Source organism: Helicobacter sp. MIT 03-1616 (assembly GCF_000765685.2).
GTDB lineage: Bacteria > Campylobacterota > Campylobacteria > Campylobacterales > Helicobacteraceae > Helicobacter_C > Helicobacter_C typhlonius.
In genome coordinates this window covers 122,461-136,507 of the sequence record NZ_JROY02000005.1, presented here as the reverse complement: position 1 = coordinate 136,507, position 14,047 = coordinate 122,461, and the positions used below count along the sequence as shown (strand labels likewise).

Below are 14,047 nucleotides of genomic sequence, written 5' to 3'. Positions count from 1 at the left end.
ACAAAAAATTTAAGGAGAGCAGATGAAATTTCAAGGAAGCAATGTGCTAATTACAGGAGCAAGTAAGGGCATTGGGGCGCAAATCGCTAAGACATTAGCAGGGTATGGATTAAAGGTGTGGATAAACTATCGCTCAAAGCCAGAGCTTGCAGATAATCTGCAAAAGGAAATAGAATCTAGCGGTGGCAAGGCGGCTGTGATTAAATTTGACGCAAGTGTGGAGGAAGAGTTTGTAAGTGCGCTAAAGGTCATCATTGAAAGTGATGGCAAGCTAGACTATCTCGTCAATAATGCAGGTATCACAAATGATAAACTTGCTTTGCGTATGAGTATAGGAGACTTTGAAAGTGTAATTGATGCAAACCTCAAGTCTTGTTTCATTGGTTGTAGAGAAGCACTCAAAATAATGGGTAAGCAAAGATTTGGTAGTGTAGTCAATATTGCTTCAGTAATTGGTGAGCGCGGCAATATGGGGCAGTCAAACTATGCAGCAAGTAAGGGTGGAATGATTGCGATGAGTAAATCTTTTGCGTATGAAGGCGCACCGCGCAATATCCGCTTTAACTGCATCACGCCCGGATTCATAAAAAGTGATATGACAGATGAGCTAAAACCTGAAATTGTGGAGAGCTATATGAAAAATATCCCATTAGCGCGTTTTGGGGAAGCAAGTGATGTGGCTGAAGCTGTGGCATTTTTGCTCTCAAATCAATCAAGCTACATTACTGGCGAAGTGCTAAAAGTTAATGGTGGGCTATATATGTAGTAGAGCAACTTGCCATTTAACAAATTTTTGATATAATTTCGGCTTTTAAAGTTTAAATCTAAGGAGAACACAATGAGTAGCACATTTGAAAGTGTAAAGTCAGTAGTTGTAGAGCAATTAAGCGTTGATGCAAATGAAGTGAAGTTAGAATCTCGCTTTATTGAGGATTTGAATGCAGATTCACTTGATGTTGTAGAGCTTGTTATGGCATTGGAGGAAAAATTCTCAATCGAAATTCCTGATGAAGATGCGGAGAAAATCAAAACCGTTAAAGATGTTGTTGATTATATTGATAAAGCAAAATAACAATTAGAATCTACCATTTATCAAAGAACCTCATATATGCTTGTATGGTAGATTCTTCAGCGCAACCTCATAAACACAAAGGAATGGTATATGCGTCAAGTCGTAGTAACCGGTTTAGGAATGGTGAATGCACTAGGACTAAACAAAGAAGAATCATTTAAGGCAATCATTGAAGGCAAATGCGGCATTAAACGTATTTCTTGCTTTGATGTAGAGAATTTTCCCGTCAAAATTGCTGGTGAGATTACAAATTTTAACCCTGAAGAAGTCCTCGACCCACGCGAAGTCAAAAAGGCTGATAGATTTATACAGCTTGGGCTAAAAGCGGCGCAAGAGGCAATGAATGAAAGTGGTTTGCTTCAAAATGGTATGGCAGATTCTATGCTTGGCGATAGATTTGGCATAAGTTCTGCCGCGGGTATTGGTGGGCTTGGCAACATCGAGAGAAACTCAATTACTTGCGAACAAAAAGGTCCTAGACGCATTAATCCATTCTTTATCCCCTCTGCGCTTGTGAATATGCTAGGTGGCTTTATCTCCATACAATACGCGCTAAAAGGTCCAAATCTTGCGAGTGTTACTGCGTGTGCAGCAGGAACTCACGCTATTAGCGAGGCAGCAAAGACTATTATGCTTGGTGGCGCAGATGCTATGCTAGTCGTTGGTGCTGAATCTGCTATCTGTCCTGTGGGAATTGGTGGCTTTGCGGCAATGAAAGCACTAAGTGATAGGAATGATGAACCACTCAAAGCCTCTCGTCCTTTTGATAAAGAGCGCAATGGCTTTGTAATGGGCGAGGGAGCCGGAGCATTGGTGCTTGAAGACTATGAGAGTGCCAAAAAGCGCGGTGCAAAAATTTATGCTAAACTCATAGGCTTTGGCGAGAGTGGCGATGCAAATCACATCACCACTCCAGCCCCACAGGGAGAAGGTGCGTTACGTGCGATGAAAGCCGCTCTCTCAATGGCAAATACTCAGGTGGATTATGTCAATGCGCACGGCACAAGCACTGCATACAATGACCTTTATGAAACAATGGCACTTAAAGCTGCCTTTGGTGGAAAAGATAAAGTCCCACCTGTAAGTTCTACAAAAGGGCAGATTGGACATTGTTTGGGTGCTGCTGGTGCTATTGAGGCAATTATCTCCATTATGGCAATGCAAAACAGCATACTTCCACCAACCATCAATCAGGAATATCCGGATCCTGAATGTGACCTTGATTACATCCCTAATACCGCGCGTGAGGCTAAAGTCAATGTGGTTATGAGCAATTCGTTTGGCTTCGGTGGCACGAATGGCGTGGTAATATTTGGCAAAGCCTAAATTAGGTGTGGGAATGGCTACTTATCTAGACTTTGAGCAAAAGATTAAAAACCTGCAAGATGATATAGAATCTGCGCTTATGCGTGGCGATGACGATGCAAAGCTGATTCTTGAAAAAGAGCTTGAAAAAGAAGTTCGCAATGTGTATAGCAACATAAGTGATTATCAAAAATTACAGCTCGCACGCCACCCTGACCGTCCCTATGCTATGGATTATATTGAGCTTATTTGTAAAGATTCTTATGAAATAAGTGGTGATAGGCATTTTAAAGATGATAAGGCGATTGTATGCTTTTTAGGGAAAATAGGTGGACAGACTGCGGTAGTCATTGGCGAGGAAAAGGGACGAGGCACAAAGAATAAACTCGTGAGAAATTTCGGTATGCCAAGCCCAGAGGGTTATCGCAAAGCTTTACGAGCGGCGAAACTAGCTGAAAAATTCCATATTCCTATCCTTATGCTTGTCGATACACAGGGTGCGTATCCCGGGTTGGGTGCGGAAGAGCGCGGACAAAGTGAGGCAATTGCTAGGAATCTGCAAGAATTTGCTAAGCTTAAAACTCCAACGATTGCCGTTGTTATAGGCGAAGGTGGTAGTGGAGGGGCTTTGGCTATCGCAGTAGCTGATAGACTTGCTATGATGCAGTATTCTGTATTTAGCGTTATCTCACCAGAGGGCTGTGCCGCTATATTGTGGAATGATCCAGCAAAAATAGAATCTGCCACGAAAGCCCTCAAAATTACCCCTGTAGAGCTCAAAAAATATGGGCTTATCGATGATGTGATTGATGAGCCATCTATTGGCGCACACAGAGATAAAGAAAGTGCTGCAAAAATGATTGAATCTTACTTTCTCAAAGCACTTGAAGAAATTTCACAAGATGATAATTACCTCAGCAAACGTTACCAAAAGATTATAGCATATGGAGCTTTTGGGCAATAACCAAGCATAACTCAAACAATAACTATGTGTTTGTATGCTTGTTCAACTATTTTTAAGGAGAACGAAAATGAAAAAATGGCTTTTGACATTTGTAGGCTTAGCTTTTATAGTATTCTTTAGCGCGTGTAGCAATAATGGCACAGAATCAAACACACAAGATATACTCGAACAAATCAAGCAAAAAGGCATTGTGCGTATTGGTGTTTTTAGCGACAAACCCCCTTTTGGCTTTGTGAATGAAAATGGCAAAAATGACGGCTTTGATGTATTTATCTCAAAACGTATAGCACAGGACTTATTAGGCGATGAAAACAAAATAGAGTTTGTATTCACAGAGGCAGCTTCACGCGTGGAGTTTTTGCGCTCGAATAAGGTTGATATCATTATGGCAAACTTTACACAAACACCCGAACGCGAAGCAGTGGTAGATTTTGCAAAGCCATATATGAAAGTGGCTCTAGGCGTGGTATCTCCAAATGGCAATATCACAAATGTTGATGAACTAAAGGGTAAAAAACTTATAGTCAATAAGGGCACGACTGCTGATACATTTTTTAGCAAAAATTATCCAGAGATTGAATTGCTAAAATATGAGCAAAATACTGAAGCATTTCTTGCTTTAAAGGACGGCAGAGGCGATGCGTTAGCGCACGACAACACATTAGTGCTCGCGTGGGCTATGGAAAATGATGGCTTTGCCGTAGGGATTGCTACACTAGGCGATGAAGATGTCATTGCTCCTGCTGTAAAAAAAGGAAATGAAGCACTCAAGACGTGGCTTGATAATGAAATCGATACCCTCACAAAAAATGGCTTTATGAAAGAAGCGTATATGGCGACTCTTGCACCCATTTTTGGCGAAGAAAAAATGGATTCTGTTATTTTATCATACGAGTAGATCCGTAAATAATCTTTAGAATCTGCCAAGATTTTAAAGATTCGCCCATTCTATGAGCCTCAAATAAAAGTGGCATTGAAATCTCATAAAATCAACGCAACATCAGCAACTCTAGTGTTAGGGGTAAAGCAATATATTCTACGTGACATAAAGGAGAATATTTTTGCGCTCATTTTGTAAGAATCTAACCCACACTTGCATATTTTTATCCTCCGCCCCTCTTATAAAAAAACTAAAGGATTCCAAAATTGCCAATATGTTTTTGATTGTGTTTTTACACCACTTGATTTTAAAAATCTCCTTTCACACCCAAAAATAGAATCTAGCTCACGCAAAGAGATAAAATTATCTTGCCTTGTTTTCCTGCTTTTCTCTTATATACATATGCTCACTCTCGCAAATCTCTTCGTATCTTTAGAAACAGGTTTAAGATTCAAATTGTGTATTAGAAATAACTTCAATAGCAATATTTTCTTCATTAAGCACCAAGAATTCTTTGATATTCTTGCTATTGTCTGCAAATCTGCAAAATCCTGCTATCCGCGATTTGTGAGTGGATTTTATAATAATTCTTTTATATCAATCTCTAAGACTTTAGCGATTTTATATAAATGCTCTAAGTTAAAATGAATGTTTTTATATCCAGCCTCTGCTCCAGCTACAAGCGAAACTGACTTATAGCCTATCTCTAGGCTTAACTCTAACTGCGATAAACCTTTTTCTTTGCGTATTTGTGCGACATTCTTGGCAATTTGCCTATGGAAATTTTCAATTTCTTCTTTACTAAAATGATGTATCACAAACTCCCTTTAAACTCTATCATTATAGATTTTCTTAAGTTTAGTTTGTTTATAATCTTATTTCACTCTACTATAATAGAGTATTTTATTAAAAAGGAGCAGAAGTGGCTGACAAAAAGATGAAACCAGCAGATAATGCGGCAAATATGCAAAATGCAAATAAAGGCACAAGCGGACAAAACCAACAACACGCACAGAATCAAGGGAATCGTGGCAAACAGCTTAATCCTAATCAAAGAGCAAAGAAATGAAAAAGCTTGTATCGCTAGGAATAGGCATAGGAGTTTCATTCCTCATTTTTGGTTGTGCTGACCCTGAACCACAATTACCGATGTTTAAACCCAAGGCATTGGAAGCACAAGGCAAAGGTATCACGGTTGCAAAATCTACACCTTATAATTGCAAAGCTCTAGGTGAAGTTGAGGGAAAAGACGACACTCAAGGCACACAAGGAGCAACAAGAGAAACTTTGCGTGAAGGGGCAATCAACGATTTAAAAAATGAAGCAGGAAATGTGGTTGGTGAAAACAAACGCATTATGTTAAAAATTGATAAAGAAGAAGTGCTATGCAATGCTTTAGTGCAAGAAAACAGACAACTAATTAGAAAAGTAGTTAAATGTAATGATGGCTTACCTTCTAATGCGATTCAAGGCTCACTCGCTTCACATAGAATCCACGCTGATATATTTGACTGCGGCGAAAAGTAGGTAATAAAAACACTCATATCCTCTCATATGCTTGAGAGGGTGTTTTTAAATCATTCTCTACAAACAAGCTACTTACTCGGTGGCAATAAGACAAAATTATCCCTTCTGCCTTGATTTCTTCTCTTTTCCCTTATCATATAATATTCGCTATTTTGCGCCGCACACACACTCGCACATCTCTCATCATTAAAATTTGTATCTTGCGTGAGGACAAGAGCAACATTTTCTTGTAGTTCTTGTAGGTTCTGCGAATCCTGCGCTTGAGCAGCTAAGTAAGCCTCATCTGTTGTTTCTGCATTGACTAAAATCTTATCTTCTTGCATTTCATCTGTATTTATTGCATTTGCTAATGCACCCGCCTCATCATCTTTATAAATCTCACTTTCTTGCATCGCACTTGCAATCTTACCAAATCTCACTTCAGTAGCCATTATCACACTCGAGCTTAAAGTGCCATTTGGACGCACTCCTGCAAGTTCATTATTTTTATTCACATAACATACAACAGGCTTCATATTTTTTTGGATATGCGTGTTTTTTGTAAGTGTATAAATCGCTTTTTTATCTACACTCATAGATTCTATTGTATCATACGCACCGATAAGATAGTGATACATTGGTTTAGAGTCTTGCTCACTCACATAGACTATATAAGGATACTTTTCAATCTGTGCGAGAATATCCTGCGACATTTCGCCTCTATATGCAGCAACCTGATAATAATAGCCCTCCTTAGCATAGGGAGCAATAGACATAAAATCCTCTTTAATATTGCTTTTGTCTGCTTCCGTAATATTGTCTGTGGCATTTTCTGCTAAAACCTCCTTTGTAGCAGATTCTCCCTGTGAATATTGTGAAGCCCCAGCACAAGAAGCGATAAAAAGCACGATAAAGCTTAAAAGCATAATGTATATTGCACTGCGTCCTACAAAATATATGGACGATAGACAACAAAGAAAAGACTTTGTATGAGAGAAAAACAAAGTAGATATATGAGACATTAGAATCCTTTGTATAAATTTTAAGGATATTCATAAATCGGCATTATCAGCAAAAACCTACATCCATTCTAAAATTTTACTCACCTCATTTGCTTCAAAACATTTCAGTCCAGCGGGTGGATTACTCGGTTTTTGAGCGAGGATTACTTTTTGGAATCCATAGCTAGAAAGCTCCTTTAAACGCACATCGATATTACTCACCTCGCGTATATCACCCACGAGTGAAACCTCGCCCACAAAGGCAGTTTTAGCATTAAGCGGACGATTGCGGAAGCTTGAAATAATACTTGCAATAACTGCCAAATCTGCGCTTGTCTCGTTGATTCTAATCCCGCCCACGACATTGACAAACACATCATATCGCCCCAATGGAATCTCGAGTTTGCGCTCCAGCAGGGCGAGAAGCATATTTAAGCGATTACTATCAAAGCCGGTGCAAGAGCGTCTAGGATAGCCTGATTCACTCACTAAGGCTTGAATTTCTATGACTAATGCGCGAGAGCCCTCCAAAACCACTGCTATGGCGCTCCCTGCCTGCGCACTCTTTTGTGTGAAAAAAAGTTGTGAAGCATTTTTAGCGCTCACCAAGCCATTTTCTTTCATCTCAAAAATCCCTATTTCGCTTGTGCTACCAAAGCGATTTTTGAATCCCCTTAACATTCTTAGCTCTTTACTTGGGTCGCCTTCAAAATACAGCACACAATCCACCATATGCTCTAGGATTCGAGGTCCTGCAATCGCGCCCTCTTTTGTGATATGCCCGATGATAAAAATGCTAATATTGCGCTCTTTGGCAAGACGCATAAGTGCAAAAGTTACTTCTCTCACTTGCGAAATAGAACCGGGTGCGGAAGTAATCTCCGGAGAATAAATTGTCTGTATAGAATCTATCACGCACAGGCTATAAGGCTGCTCATTTATGGCATTGGTGATGATATTTAAATCAATTTCATTCAGCAAAAATAGCTCTTCGCTCATCGCATTAAGCCTAGAAGCACGCATTTTAATCTGCCCTGCGCTCTCCTCACCGCTCACATATAAAACGCGTTTATGCGCCTTTGTAGCGAGATTCCCCGCGATTTTTAGCAGCAGTGTGGATTTCCCCACGCCCGGACTACCACCGATAAGATATAAACCACCCGGCACAATGCCTCCACCTAGCACAATGTCAAACTCCTCTTCACAGGAGCTAAAATGCGTAATTTCCTCTAAATGCACTTGCGTAATAGGAGTGGCTTTGATATTAGAGTTAAGCGGCTGTTTTTTAGCACTAATTTGCTCTTCTTTAAGCTCGACTAATGCGTCCCAACTCCCACAACTACTGCATTTACCAAGCCATTTTGCACTCTGCCACCCACAAAATTGACATTCAAAAATCGTGTGCTTTTTTGCCAATTCTATCCCTCAAAAATGCTATCAAGTATGACTTTGACATATTCTTTCGCATTAAATTCGCTCAAATCCTCTGCCTTTTCGCCCACACCAATATAACACACAGGAATCTTCAGCTCACTCACTATACTAAAAATCGCCCCACCCTTACTTGTACCATCAAGCTTAGTGATGATAATGCCGCTAAATGGCAAAATCTGCGAAAATACACGCGCTTGATTAATTGCCGAACTCCCCTGTGTGCCATCAAGCACGAGGTAACTACGCAAAGGCATATCGCCCAATGCCTTTTTACTTACGCGCACGATTTTTGCAAGCTCGTTATTGAGGTTAGTATGATTATGTAATCTCCCTGCGGTATCAATATATAGTTCATCAATCCCGCGCGCCTTTGCAGCACTAATACTATCAAAAGCCACCGCACCCGGGTCGTGCATATGCTGTGTGCTAATCACAGGGATATTTAGTCGCTCACCCCATAGCTTAATCTGGTCGATTGCGGCAGCTCGAAATGTATCTCCTGCGGCTAACATCACCTTTTTGCCCTGCTCTTGTGCACGTTTGGCAAGTTTAGCAATGGTAGTTGTCTTACCCGCGCCATTCACGCCCACAATAAGCGTTACAAGCGGTTTTGTTTTCTCTAAATCTTGTGCGGATTCGGAATTTAGCTCAAGCAGAGCCAAAAGTTCCTTTTCTAGTGCCTCACGCGAAACATATGAGGGGATATTATCAAGCACAGATTCTACAATACCATACTCCACATCGCATTCTATGAGAATCTCCTCAATCTGCTCTTTGGTGTATTTATTATTTTTTGAGCCAAGCAGAGCCGCAATATTGTGCGTGGTTTTTTGTAAAGTTTTAGTAAGAGAAGCTATCATTGTGCGTTTTGTGAATCTACCTGACTTAAATCTTGTTCATCGACTTCTTGCGACTCTGGCGTGAGAGTTTGCAACTCATATTGAGCCTTCGCATCAAGCTGGTCTTGAATCTGATACCTTATATCAATCTCTACCATTTCTTCTGGCACAAGCCCAACATAGTCAATCACCTTTTCGCCTTGCTTGTCATAGAGTGAAATATAGCTATGCTTTTCATCTTTGTCTAGGAAATGGAGCAGATTCTTATTGTCTATGGGTGCATAAAGCTTGAATCGAGGATTTACTCTGTCAATTTCCTCTTGCAAATACACCAATTCATCTTTTGGGCTAATGGCAATTATGGAGATAAATTCTTGGTATCTATTATGTAAATCAAGAATATGCAAAAGCTCATCTTGACACTCTTGACAAGTTTTGGAGAGAAAAAAAAGGAGTGTTGGACGCGCAACAGAGCTTTTAAAAATGCTTTGATCTTCATTTGTCTTAAAACGCAAGGATTCATTTTGTGTATTTACCACTTCAATGGTTAAAATCTTGTCCTTACTGCCGCCCTCAAAGCCAAAGACATCTTTCTCGCGCTCCCCATCATCGCTACACGCTTGAAATATCGTGCCTAGAAGCACAAAAATGACAAAAAACTTCGCAAAACCCACAAAAGTGCCACAAATAGCTTTCATTAAATCACTCCATTTATGCTATGTTTAGGTATCATTATATCTAAAAAAAGGATTAACAATTACCAAACAAGATTTTAGAATCCACGCAAAAACACGATTAAAATACTGCAAAAGCCACAATCCGTTTGCACACAAAAAGCTAAGCAAAGCACTATTTGCACATTTAGCACGGCATAAGTGCAAAAATGTGCTTGTATATATGCCTTTTGGCAATGAAGTAGATATTATGCCTCTTATTGCTACTTTGCGACAGAGAAAATATCGTGTTTTTATTCCTTTTATACAAGAATTTAGCTTTAAAATGATACCATTGCGCCTACCATTGCATAAAAATGCTTTTGGTATTTATGAATCAAATAATTCTCATTTCAATTTAATCAAAGTTGATGTTGTGATTATCCCTGTTTTGGGTATTGATAAACTTTTTAGGCGAATAGGTTTTGGGAGGGGTATGTATGATAGATTTATATCTGCTCTCAAAGATAAGATTCAAATCATTTTTGTAGCACGAAGCGCAAACTATGTACTAGATGTCATAACACAAGATTATGATGTGCAGGGAGACTATTTTTATACACCATCGGCTTTGTGTATAAGGAAACACAATGGAAATATGGTATGTGATAGGAAGTATAATCTTTGGATTATTGGTAGGGATTAGTGTATATATCATTACAAGAAAGGTATGCAACTCTCACGCTCAAGTCGTGGTAGAACAAGCTAAGGCAAAAGCAAAGGCGATTGAATACGAGACGCAAAAAATGCTCCAAAATCATCATCTAGCGATGAAAGAAGAGGAACTTCATCTCAAGCAAAGCTACAAGCAAGAATGTGCAGAATTAGCACGAGAGTATGATTGTAAGTTAGCTAAACTTGACAAACTCGAGCAATCAAAAATCAATCAGCTCAATGCGCAAAAAGCAGAGCTAGATAAACAGAGCAAGGAAGTCAGTGAGCTAAAGACAAAGGTATTGCGCTCACAGGCGGAACTTGATAAGCTTAAAAACGAAACGATGCAGAGCAAAAAGGAGATGCTACAAATTCTCTCAAAATATACGCAAATGAGTAAAAATGAAGCAAAAGATATTTTACTCGCTCATCTCGAGGAGGAGTTATGCGAACAAAGAGCGCACCTTATCCGCCAATACGAGAGAGAGGCGCACCAAGAGGCAAAGAGAAAGGCAAACTATATCCTAGCTCAAGCGACCACGCGCTATGCAGGGGAATTTGCAAATGAACGACTCATCAATGTAGTGAATCTACCTAGCGATGAGCTAAAAGGGCGGATTATCGGTAAAGAGGGGCGAAACATCAAAGCCCTAGAGCTTATTAGCGGCGTAGATGTGATTATTGATGATACGCCCGGTAGCATTATTTTGAGTAGTTTTAATCTCTATCGCCGTGCCATTGCGACAAAGACCATAGAACGACTCGTGGAGGATGGGCGGATTCAACCCGCACGAATCGAGGAAATGTATGAGCGTGTGAAAAACGAAATGAACGAGCAGATTCAGCAAGACGGCGAGGATATTGCGATTGATATGGAGCTTGGCTATATGCACCCAGAGCTAAAATTCTTGCTTGGCAAAATGCGCTATCGTGCATCGTTTGGACAAAATGCGCTCGGGCATTCTATCGAAGTGGCGAAACTCGCCGCTATTATCGCCGGTGAGCTAGGTGGTGATGAAAAACTTGCTAGACGCGCGGGAATCTTGCACGATATTGGCAAAGCACTCACACAAGAACTAAGTGGCAATCACGTGGAGCTAGGTGCTGAAGTATGCACACGATACAAGGAACACCCTGTTGTTATCAACGCTATCAAAGCCCATCACGGCTATGAGGAGATTCAAAGTATAGAATGCGCCGCGGTATGTGCTGCTGATGCGCTATCTGCCGCTCGTCCGGGCGCACGAAGAGATGCGGTGGAAAATTTCTTAAAAAGAATGCAAGATATTGAACGCATAGCTATGGATAAAGTAGGTGTGAAACAAGCCTATGCCATTAACGCAGGGCGCGAAGTGCGAGTGATTACACGCGCAGAACTTGTCAATGATGAGCAAAGTATCGTTCTCGCACGAGATATAGCTAAAGATATAGAATCCACCCTGCAATATCCGGGTGAAATCAAGGTAAGTGTGATACGCGAAACCCGCGCGGTGGAATATGCGAGATAAACTCGCGTGTATTATAGAATCTAAAAAGTAGGCATTAGATTCTATAATTTGTAAGTCTTAGATTCTAAAACTTCACGCGGACTTTCACCCAAAAGCTGCGTCCGGGCTCATACACTCTCTGTGTGGGAGCGATATTTAATGCGCCAATATTTACGCCATTTTTAGACAAATGATACGCATAGAGCGTATTTGTGAGATTATCCACTCCTGCAAGAAGCATAAAATATTTACTCTTATAGCCACCATACAGATTCAAAAGTGCAAAACCCTTAGAATTGCCATAATCGCGCCCTATCACATTACCATAATTCAGGGCATAGCGATGTTGTGCCGCATTTGCTATCATATCAAGGCGCAAAAGCCAATTACCGCTTTCATAAAAGCTAGATACTTGAGCCTGAAGTGGAGCGACTTGTGGAAGTGGTGAATGAGATTGTAAGCCTTGTTGGCTGCTTAGATTTAAACCATAAGTATAAGCAAGAGAGGCATAAAAATGCAAAACCTCCCAAGTAATAGCTTCTGCCTCTATCTCTCCACCCATAAGCATAGCATTTGTATTAAAAGCACTTGGATTGCTTGGATTGTAATCTAGCACGATATAATTTGCAATATGCGAAGCATAGGCTGAAATCTTACCCTTAAGCACATTATCTTGATAGGTAAGCCCTATATCAAGTTGAGCATTTGTTTCAGGTTTGAGAGCCATTCCTCCTGTCTTACTTACTTCCCAAAAGTCTGCTCCTCTCTGCGCTACACCTAATCCTGCATAGAATGTGGATTTATCCAAATAATGCTCATATCGCACAAAAGCACTTGCGAGATTATTTTTATCCTCTGCTGCTTGTTGTGTTGTTCCTCGTTGTTTTCGCTCTGTTGTTAAATAATCATATCTTGCACCAAAGGCTATGCCAAAGTTTGATTGTGAATGATATTGCCCTTGTGTGAAAAACCCTAGATTTTTGAAAGTAAAGTTTGGATTATATTTTTGATTGAGTATAGCATTTGCTACAGATTCCGTTTGCCCTCCACCATTGCGAATCTCGTGCGAATCGTGGTTATAATTACTCCCTACATACAGCTCCACACTCTCACCAAAATAGAATCTCCCCTCTACCCTACCGCCTGTATTGGTGCGTTTGGGATTGCTGATATTGTAAAGATTCCCATTTAGCACTTGTGGGGGGCGATGTGAAAAATTATCCATAATATGGTCTATAGCATTATGCCAAAGTCGCACATCAAGCCTATCAAAAGTATCATTAATATGCTGCTCTAAGGCAAGATTATAGGAGATTCTATCAAATGTCCGCGCGTCCATTGCCCTATCTGCGTAAGAAGCCCAGCCTCGCCCCACATCAATATCAAACTCAATCGCTGTGCTTGAAGTAGGCGTAAGTGTGCCTATAACACTTGCAGATTCTCTATTATAAGCCGAATGCACGATTGTATTATCTCCAGCGCGATAATCTGCAGATTCATAATGTGAAACTATCGCCTGTAAAGAACCATACTTTCCCCCAGCTAAAGCATTTATATTCATATCAAAGCGATTAAAGCTCCCATACATTGCACTTGCATCAACATTAAAACTTCCCTTCTCAAGCCTGAGTATGTCGCGTTCAAACAACAAACCACCGCTTATAAGTGCGCCATATCGCACATCTTGAGGACCTTTTAATATACTGATGCGATTATAATTTTCGGGAAAAATATAAGTGATTGTTGTATCCATACGCCCGCCACAAGCACCATTAAGATTCCCACCACTTATAAAAATCGGCAACCTTGAAGCACCTTGTGAGCGGTAAAGTATTTCACTTCCGCCACCACCTTTGCGCGTCATTGAAAATCCCGGAAACAAGAGCATAGATTTAGCCACATCACCTGAATGCAATGGTGTATCGTTACCATACATATCTACATTTAAAGGAGAATCTAAGATGTCCTTAGAATATGTGGCTGTTACAACTGATGTGGGAAGAATGCGTCTTTTTAGCTCCTTATTTTCTTCCTCTGCATACAAAGTGCTTTGTGCTAGAAATATCCCACAAACATACAACCACTTACATCTTAACAAATCCATAAAAGCCCTCCTCTAAAAATCAATGTTATCTTATAATACAATATATCTTAAGAATTATCTTAGAATTATTTTCTTTTTTTTGAATTAA

General features: G+C 40.2%; 15 protein-coding genes. 9 read left to right on the top strand and 6 right to left on the bottom strand.

Features of this window, described 5'->3' with window-relative positions; genetic code table 11:
• Nucleotides 1-22: 22 nt before the first annotated feature.
• The 5 genes from fabG (at nucleotide 23) to LS67_RS05205 (ending at nucleotide 4,239) form a co-directional block, all read left to right on the top strand.
• Nucleotides 23-766 carry a 3-oxoacyl-ACP reductase FabG gene (fabG, locus tag LS67_RS05225; protein WP_034325500.1) on the top strand — a complete coding sequence of 248 codons (744 nt, stop codon included), beginning with the start codon at nucleotides 23-25 and terminating at the stop codon, nucleotides 764-766.
• Between the two features lie 72 nt (nucleotides 767-838).
• Nucleotides 839-1,072, top strand: a complete 234-nt coding sequence (acpP, locus tag LS67_RS05220; RefSeq protein ID WP_034343474.1) for an acyl carrier protein — start codon at nucleotides 839-841, stop codon at nucleotides 1,070-1,072.
• Between the two features lie 90 nt (nucleotides 1,073-1,162).
• The gene (locus tag LS67_RS05215) at nucleotides 1,163-2,398 is read left to right on the top strand and encodes a beta-ketoacyl-ACP synthase II (protein ID WP_034325497.1); all 1,236 of its coding nucleotides are present in this window, start codon (nucleotides 1,163-1,165) and stop codon (nucleotides 2,396-2,398) included.
• Between the two features lie 13 nt (nucleotides 2,399-2,411).
• Nucleotides 2,412-3,341, top strand: a complete 930-nt coding sequence (gene accA / locus LS67_RS05210; protein ID WP_034325496.1) for an acetyl-CoA carboxylase carboxyl transferase subunit alpha — start codon at nucleotides 2,412-2,414, stop codon at nucleotides 3,339-3,341.
• Between the two features lie 67 nt (nucleotides 3,342-3,408).
• Nucleotides 3,409-4,239 (top strand): cysteine ABC transporter substrate-binding protein, encoded by an 831-nt coding sequence (locus tag LS67_RS05205; RefSeq protein WP_034325494.1) that lies wholly within the window; start codon nucleotides 3,409-3,411, stop codon nucleotides 4,237-4,239.
• 560 nt (nucleotides 4,240-4,799) lie between these two features.
• Here the strand turns inward: LS67_RS05205 and LS67_RS05200 are convergent.
• A complete protein-coding gene (locus LS67_RS05200; protein WP_081951491.1) occupies nucleotides 4,800-5,039 on the bottom strand; it encodes a helix-turn-helix domain-containing protein in 240 nt (79 codons plus the stop codon).
• 104 nt (nucleotides 5,040-5,143) lie between these two features.
• Here LS67_RS05200 and LS67_RS09605 point away from each other — a divergent pair, with 104 nt between their 5' ends.
• Together LS67_RS09605 and LS67_RS05195 are read left to right on the top strand one after the other, a co-directional pair.
• Nucleotides 5,144-5,290, top strand: a complete 147-nt coding sequence (locus tag LS67_RS09605; RefSeq protein WP_156407272.1) for a hypothetical protein — start codon at nucleotides 5,144-5,146, stop codon at nucleotides 5,288-5,290.
• Entirely contained in the window at nucleotides 5,287-5,748 is a 462-nt protein-coding gene (locus LS67_RS05195; protein WP_034325490.1) for a DUF4156 domain-containing protein, read from the top strand. Before LS67_RS09605 ends, LS67_RS05195 begins: the two co-directional genes overlap by 4 nt.
• Nucleotides 5,749-5,816: 68 nt before the next feature.
• Here LS67_RS05195 and LS67_RS05190 read toward each other — a convergent pair whose 3' ends face one another.
• The 4 genes from LS67_RS05190 to LS67_RS05175 are packed head-to-tail and all read right to left on the bottom strand — an operon-like array spanning nucleotide 5,817 to nucleotide 9,699.
• The gene (locus tag LS67_RS05190; protein ID WP_138109621.1) at nucleotides 5,817-6,749 is read right to left on the bottom strand and encodes a hypothetical protein; all 933 of its coding nucleotides are present in this window, start codon (nucleotides 6,747-6,749) and stop codon (nucleotides 5,817-5,819) included.
• A 57-nt stretch (nucleotides 6,750-6,806) separates the two neighbouring features.
• A complete protein-coding gene (gene radA / locus LS67_RS05185) occupies nucleotides 6,807-8,144 on the bottom strand; it encodes a DNA repair protein RadA (protein WP_034325487.1) in 1,338 nt (445 codons plus the stop codon).
• Nucleotides 8,145-8,146: 2 nt separating this feature from the next.
• Nucleotides 8,147-9,022 carry a signal recognition particle-docking protein FtsY gene (gene ftsY, locus LS67_RS05180; protein WP_034325485.1) on the bottom strand — a complete coding sequence of 292 codons (876 nt, stop codon included), beginning with the start codon at nucleotides 9,020-9,022 and terminating at the stop codon, nucleotides 8,147-8,149.
• Complete coding sequence (locus LS67_RS05175; RefSeq protein WP_231944820.1) at nucleotides 9,019-9,699, bottom strand: hypothetical protein; 681 nt, start codon at nucleotides 9,697-9,699, stop codon at nucleotides 9,019-9,021. The genes ftsY and LS67_RS05175 overlap by 4 nt, the downstream gene beginning before the upstream one ends.
• A 58-nt stretch (nucleotides 9,700-9,757) precedes the next feature.
• On the opposite strand from LS67_RS05175, the gene LS67_RS05170 reads away from it, so the two are divergent.
• Together LS67_RS05170 and rny are read left to right on the top strand one after the other, a co-directional pair.
• The gene (locus tag LS67_RS05170; RefSeq protein WP_034325484.1) at nucleotides 9,758-10,360 is read left to right on the top strand and encodes a 5-formyltetrahydrofolate cyclo-ligase; all 603 of its coding nucleotides are present in this window, start codon (nucleotides 9,758-9,760) and stop codon (nucleotides 10,358-10,360) included.
• Nucleotides 10,320-11,876 carry a ribonuclease Y gene (rny, locus tag LS67_RS05165; RefSeq protein WP_034325603.1) on the top strand — a complete coding sequence of 519 codons (1,557 nt, stop codon included), beginning with the start codon at nucleotides 10,320-10,322 and terminating at the stop codon, nucleotides 11,874-11,876. Before LS67_RS05170 ends, rny begins: the two co-directional genes overlap by 41 nt.
• Before the next feature lie 64 nt (nucleotides 11,877-11,940).
• On the opposite strand, the gene LS67_RS05160 is transcribed toward rny, so the two are convergent.
• Complete coding sequence (locus LS67_RS05160) at nucleotides 11,941-13,959, bottom strand: TonB-dependent receptor domain-containing protein (RefSeq protein WP_081953893.1); 2,019 nt, start codon at nucleotides 13,957-13,959, stop codon at nucleotides 11,941-11,943.
• Nucleotides 13,960-14,047: the final 88 nt, after the last annotated feature.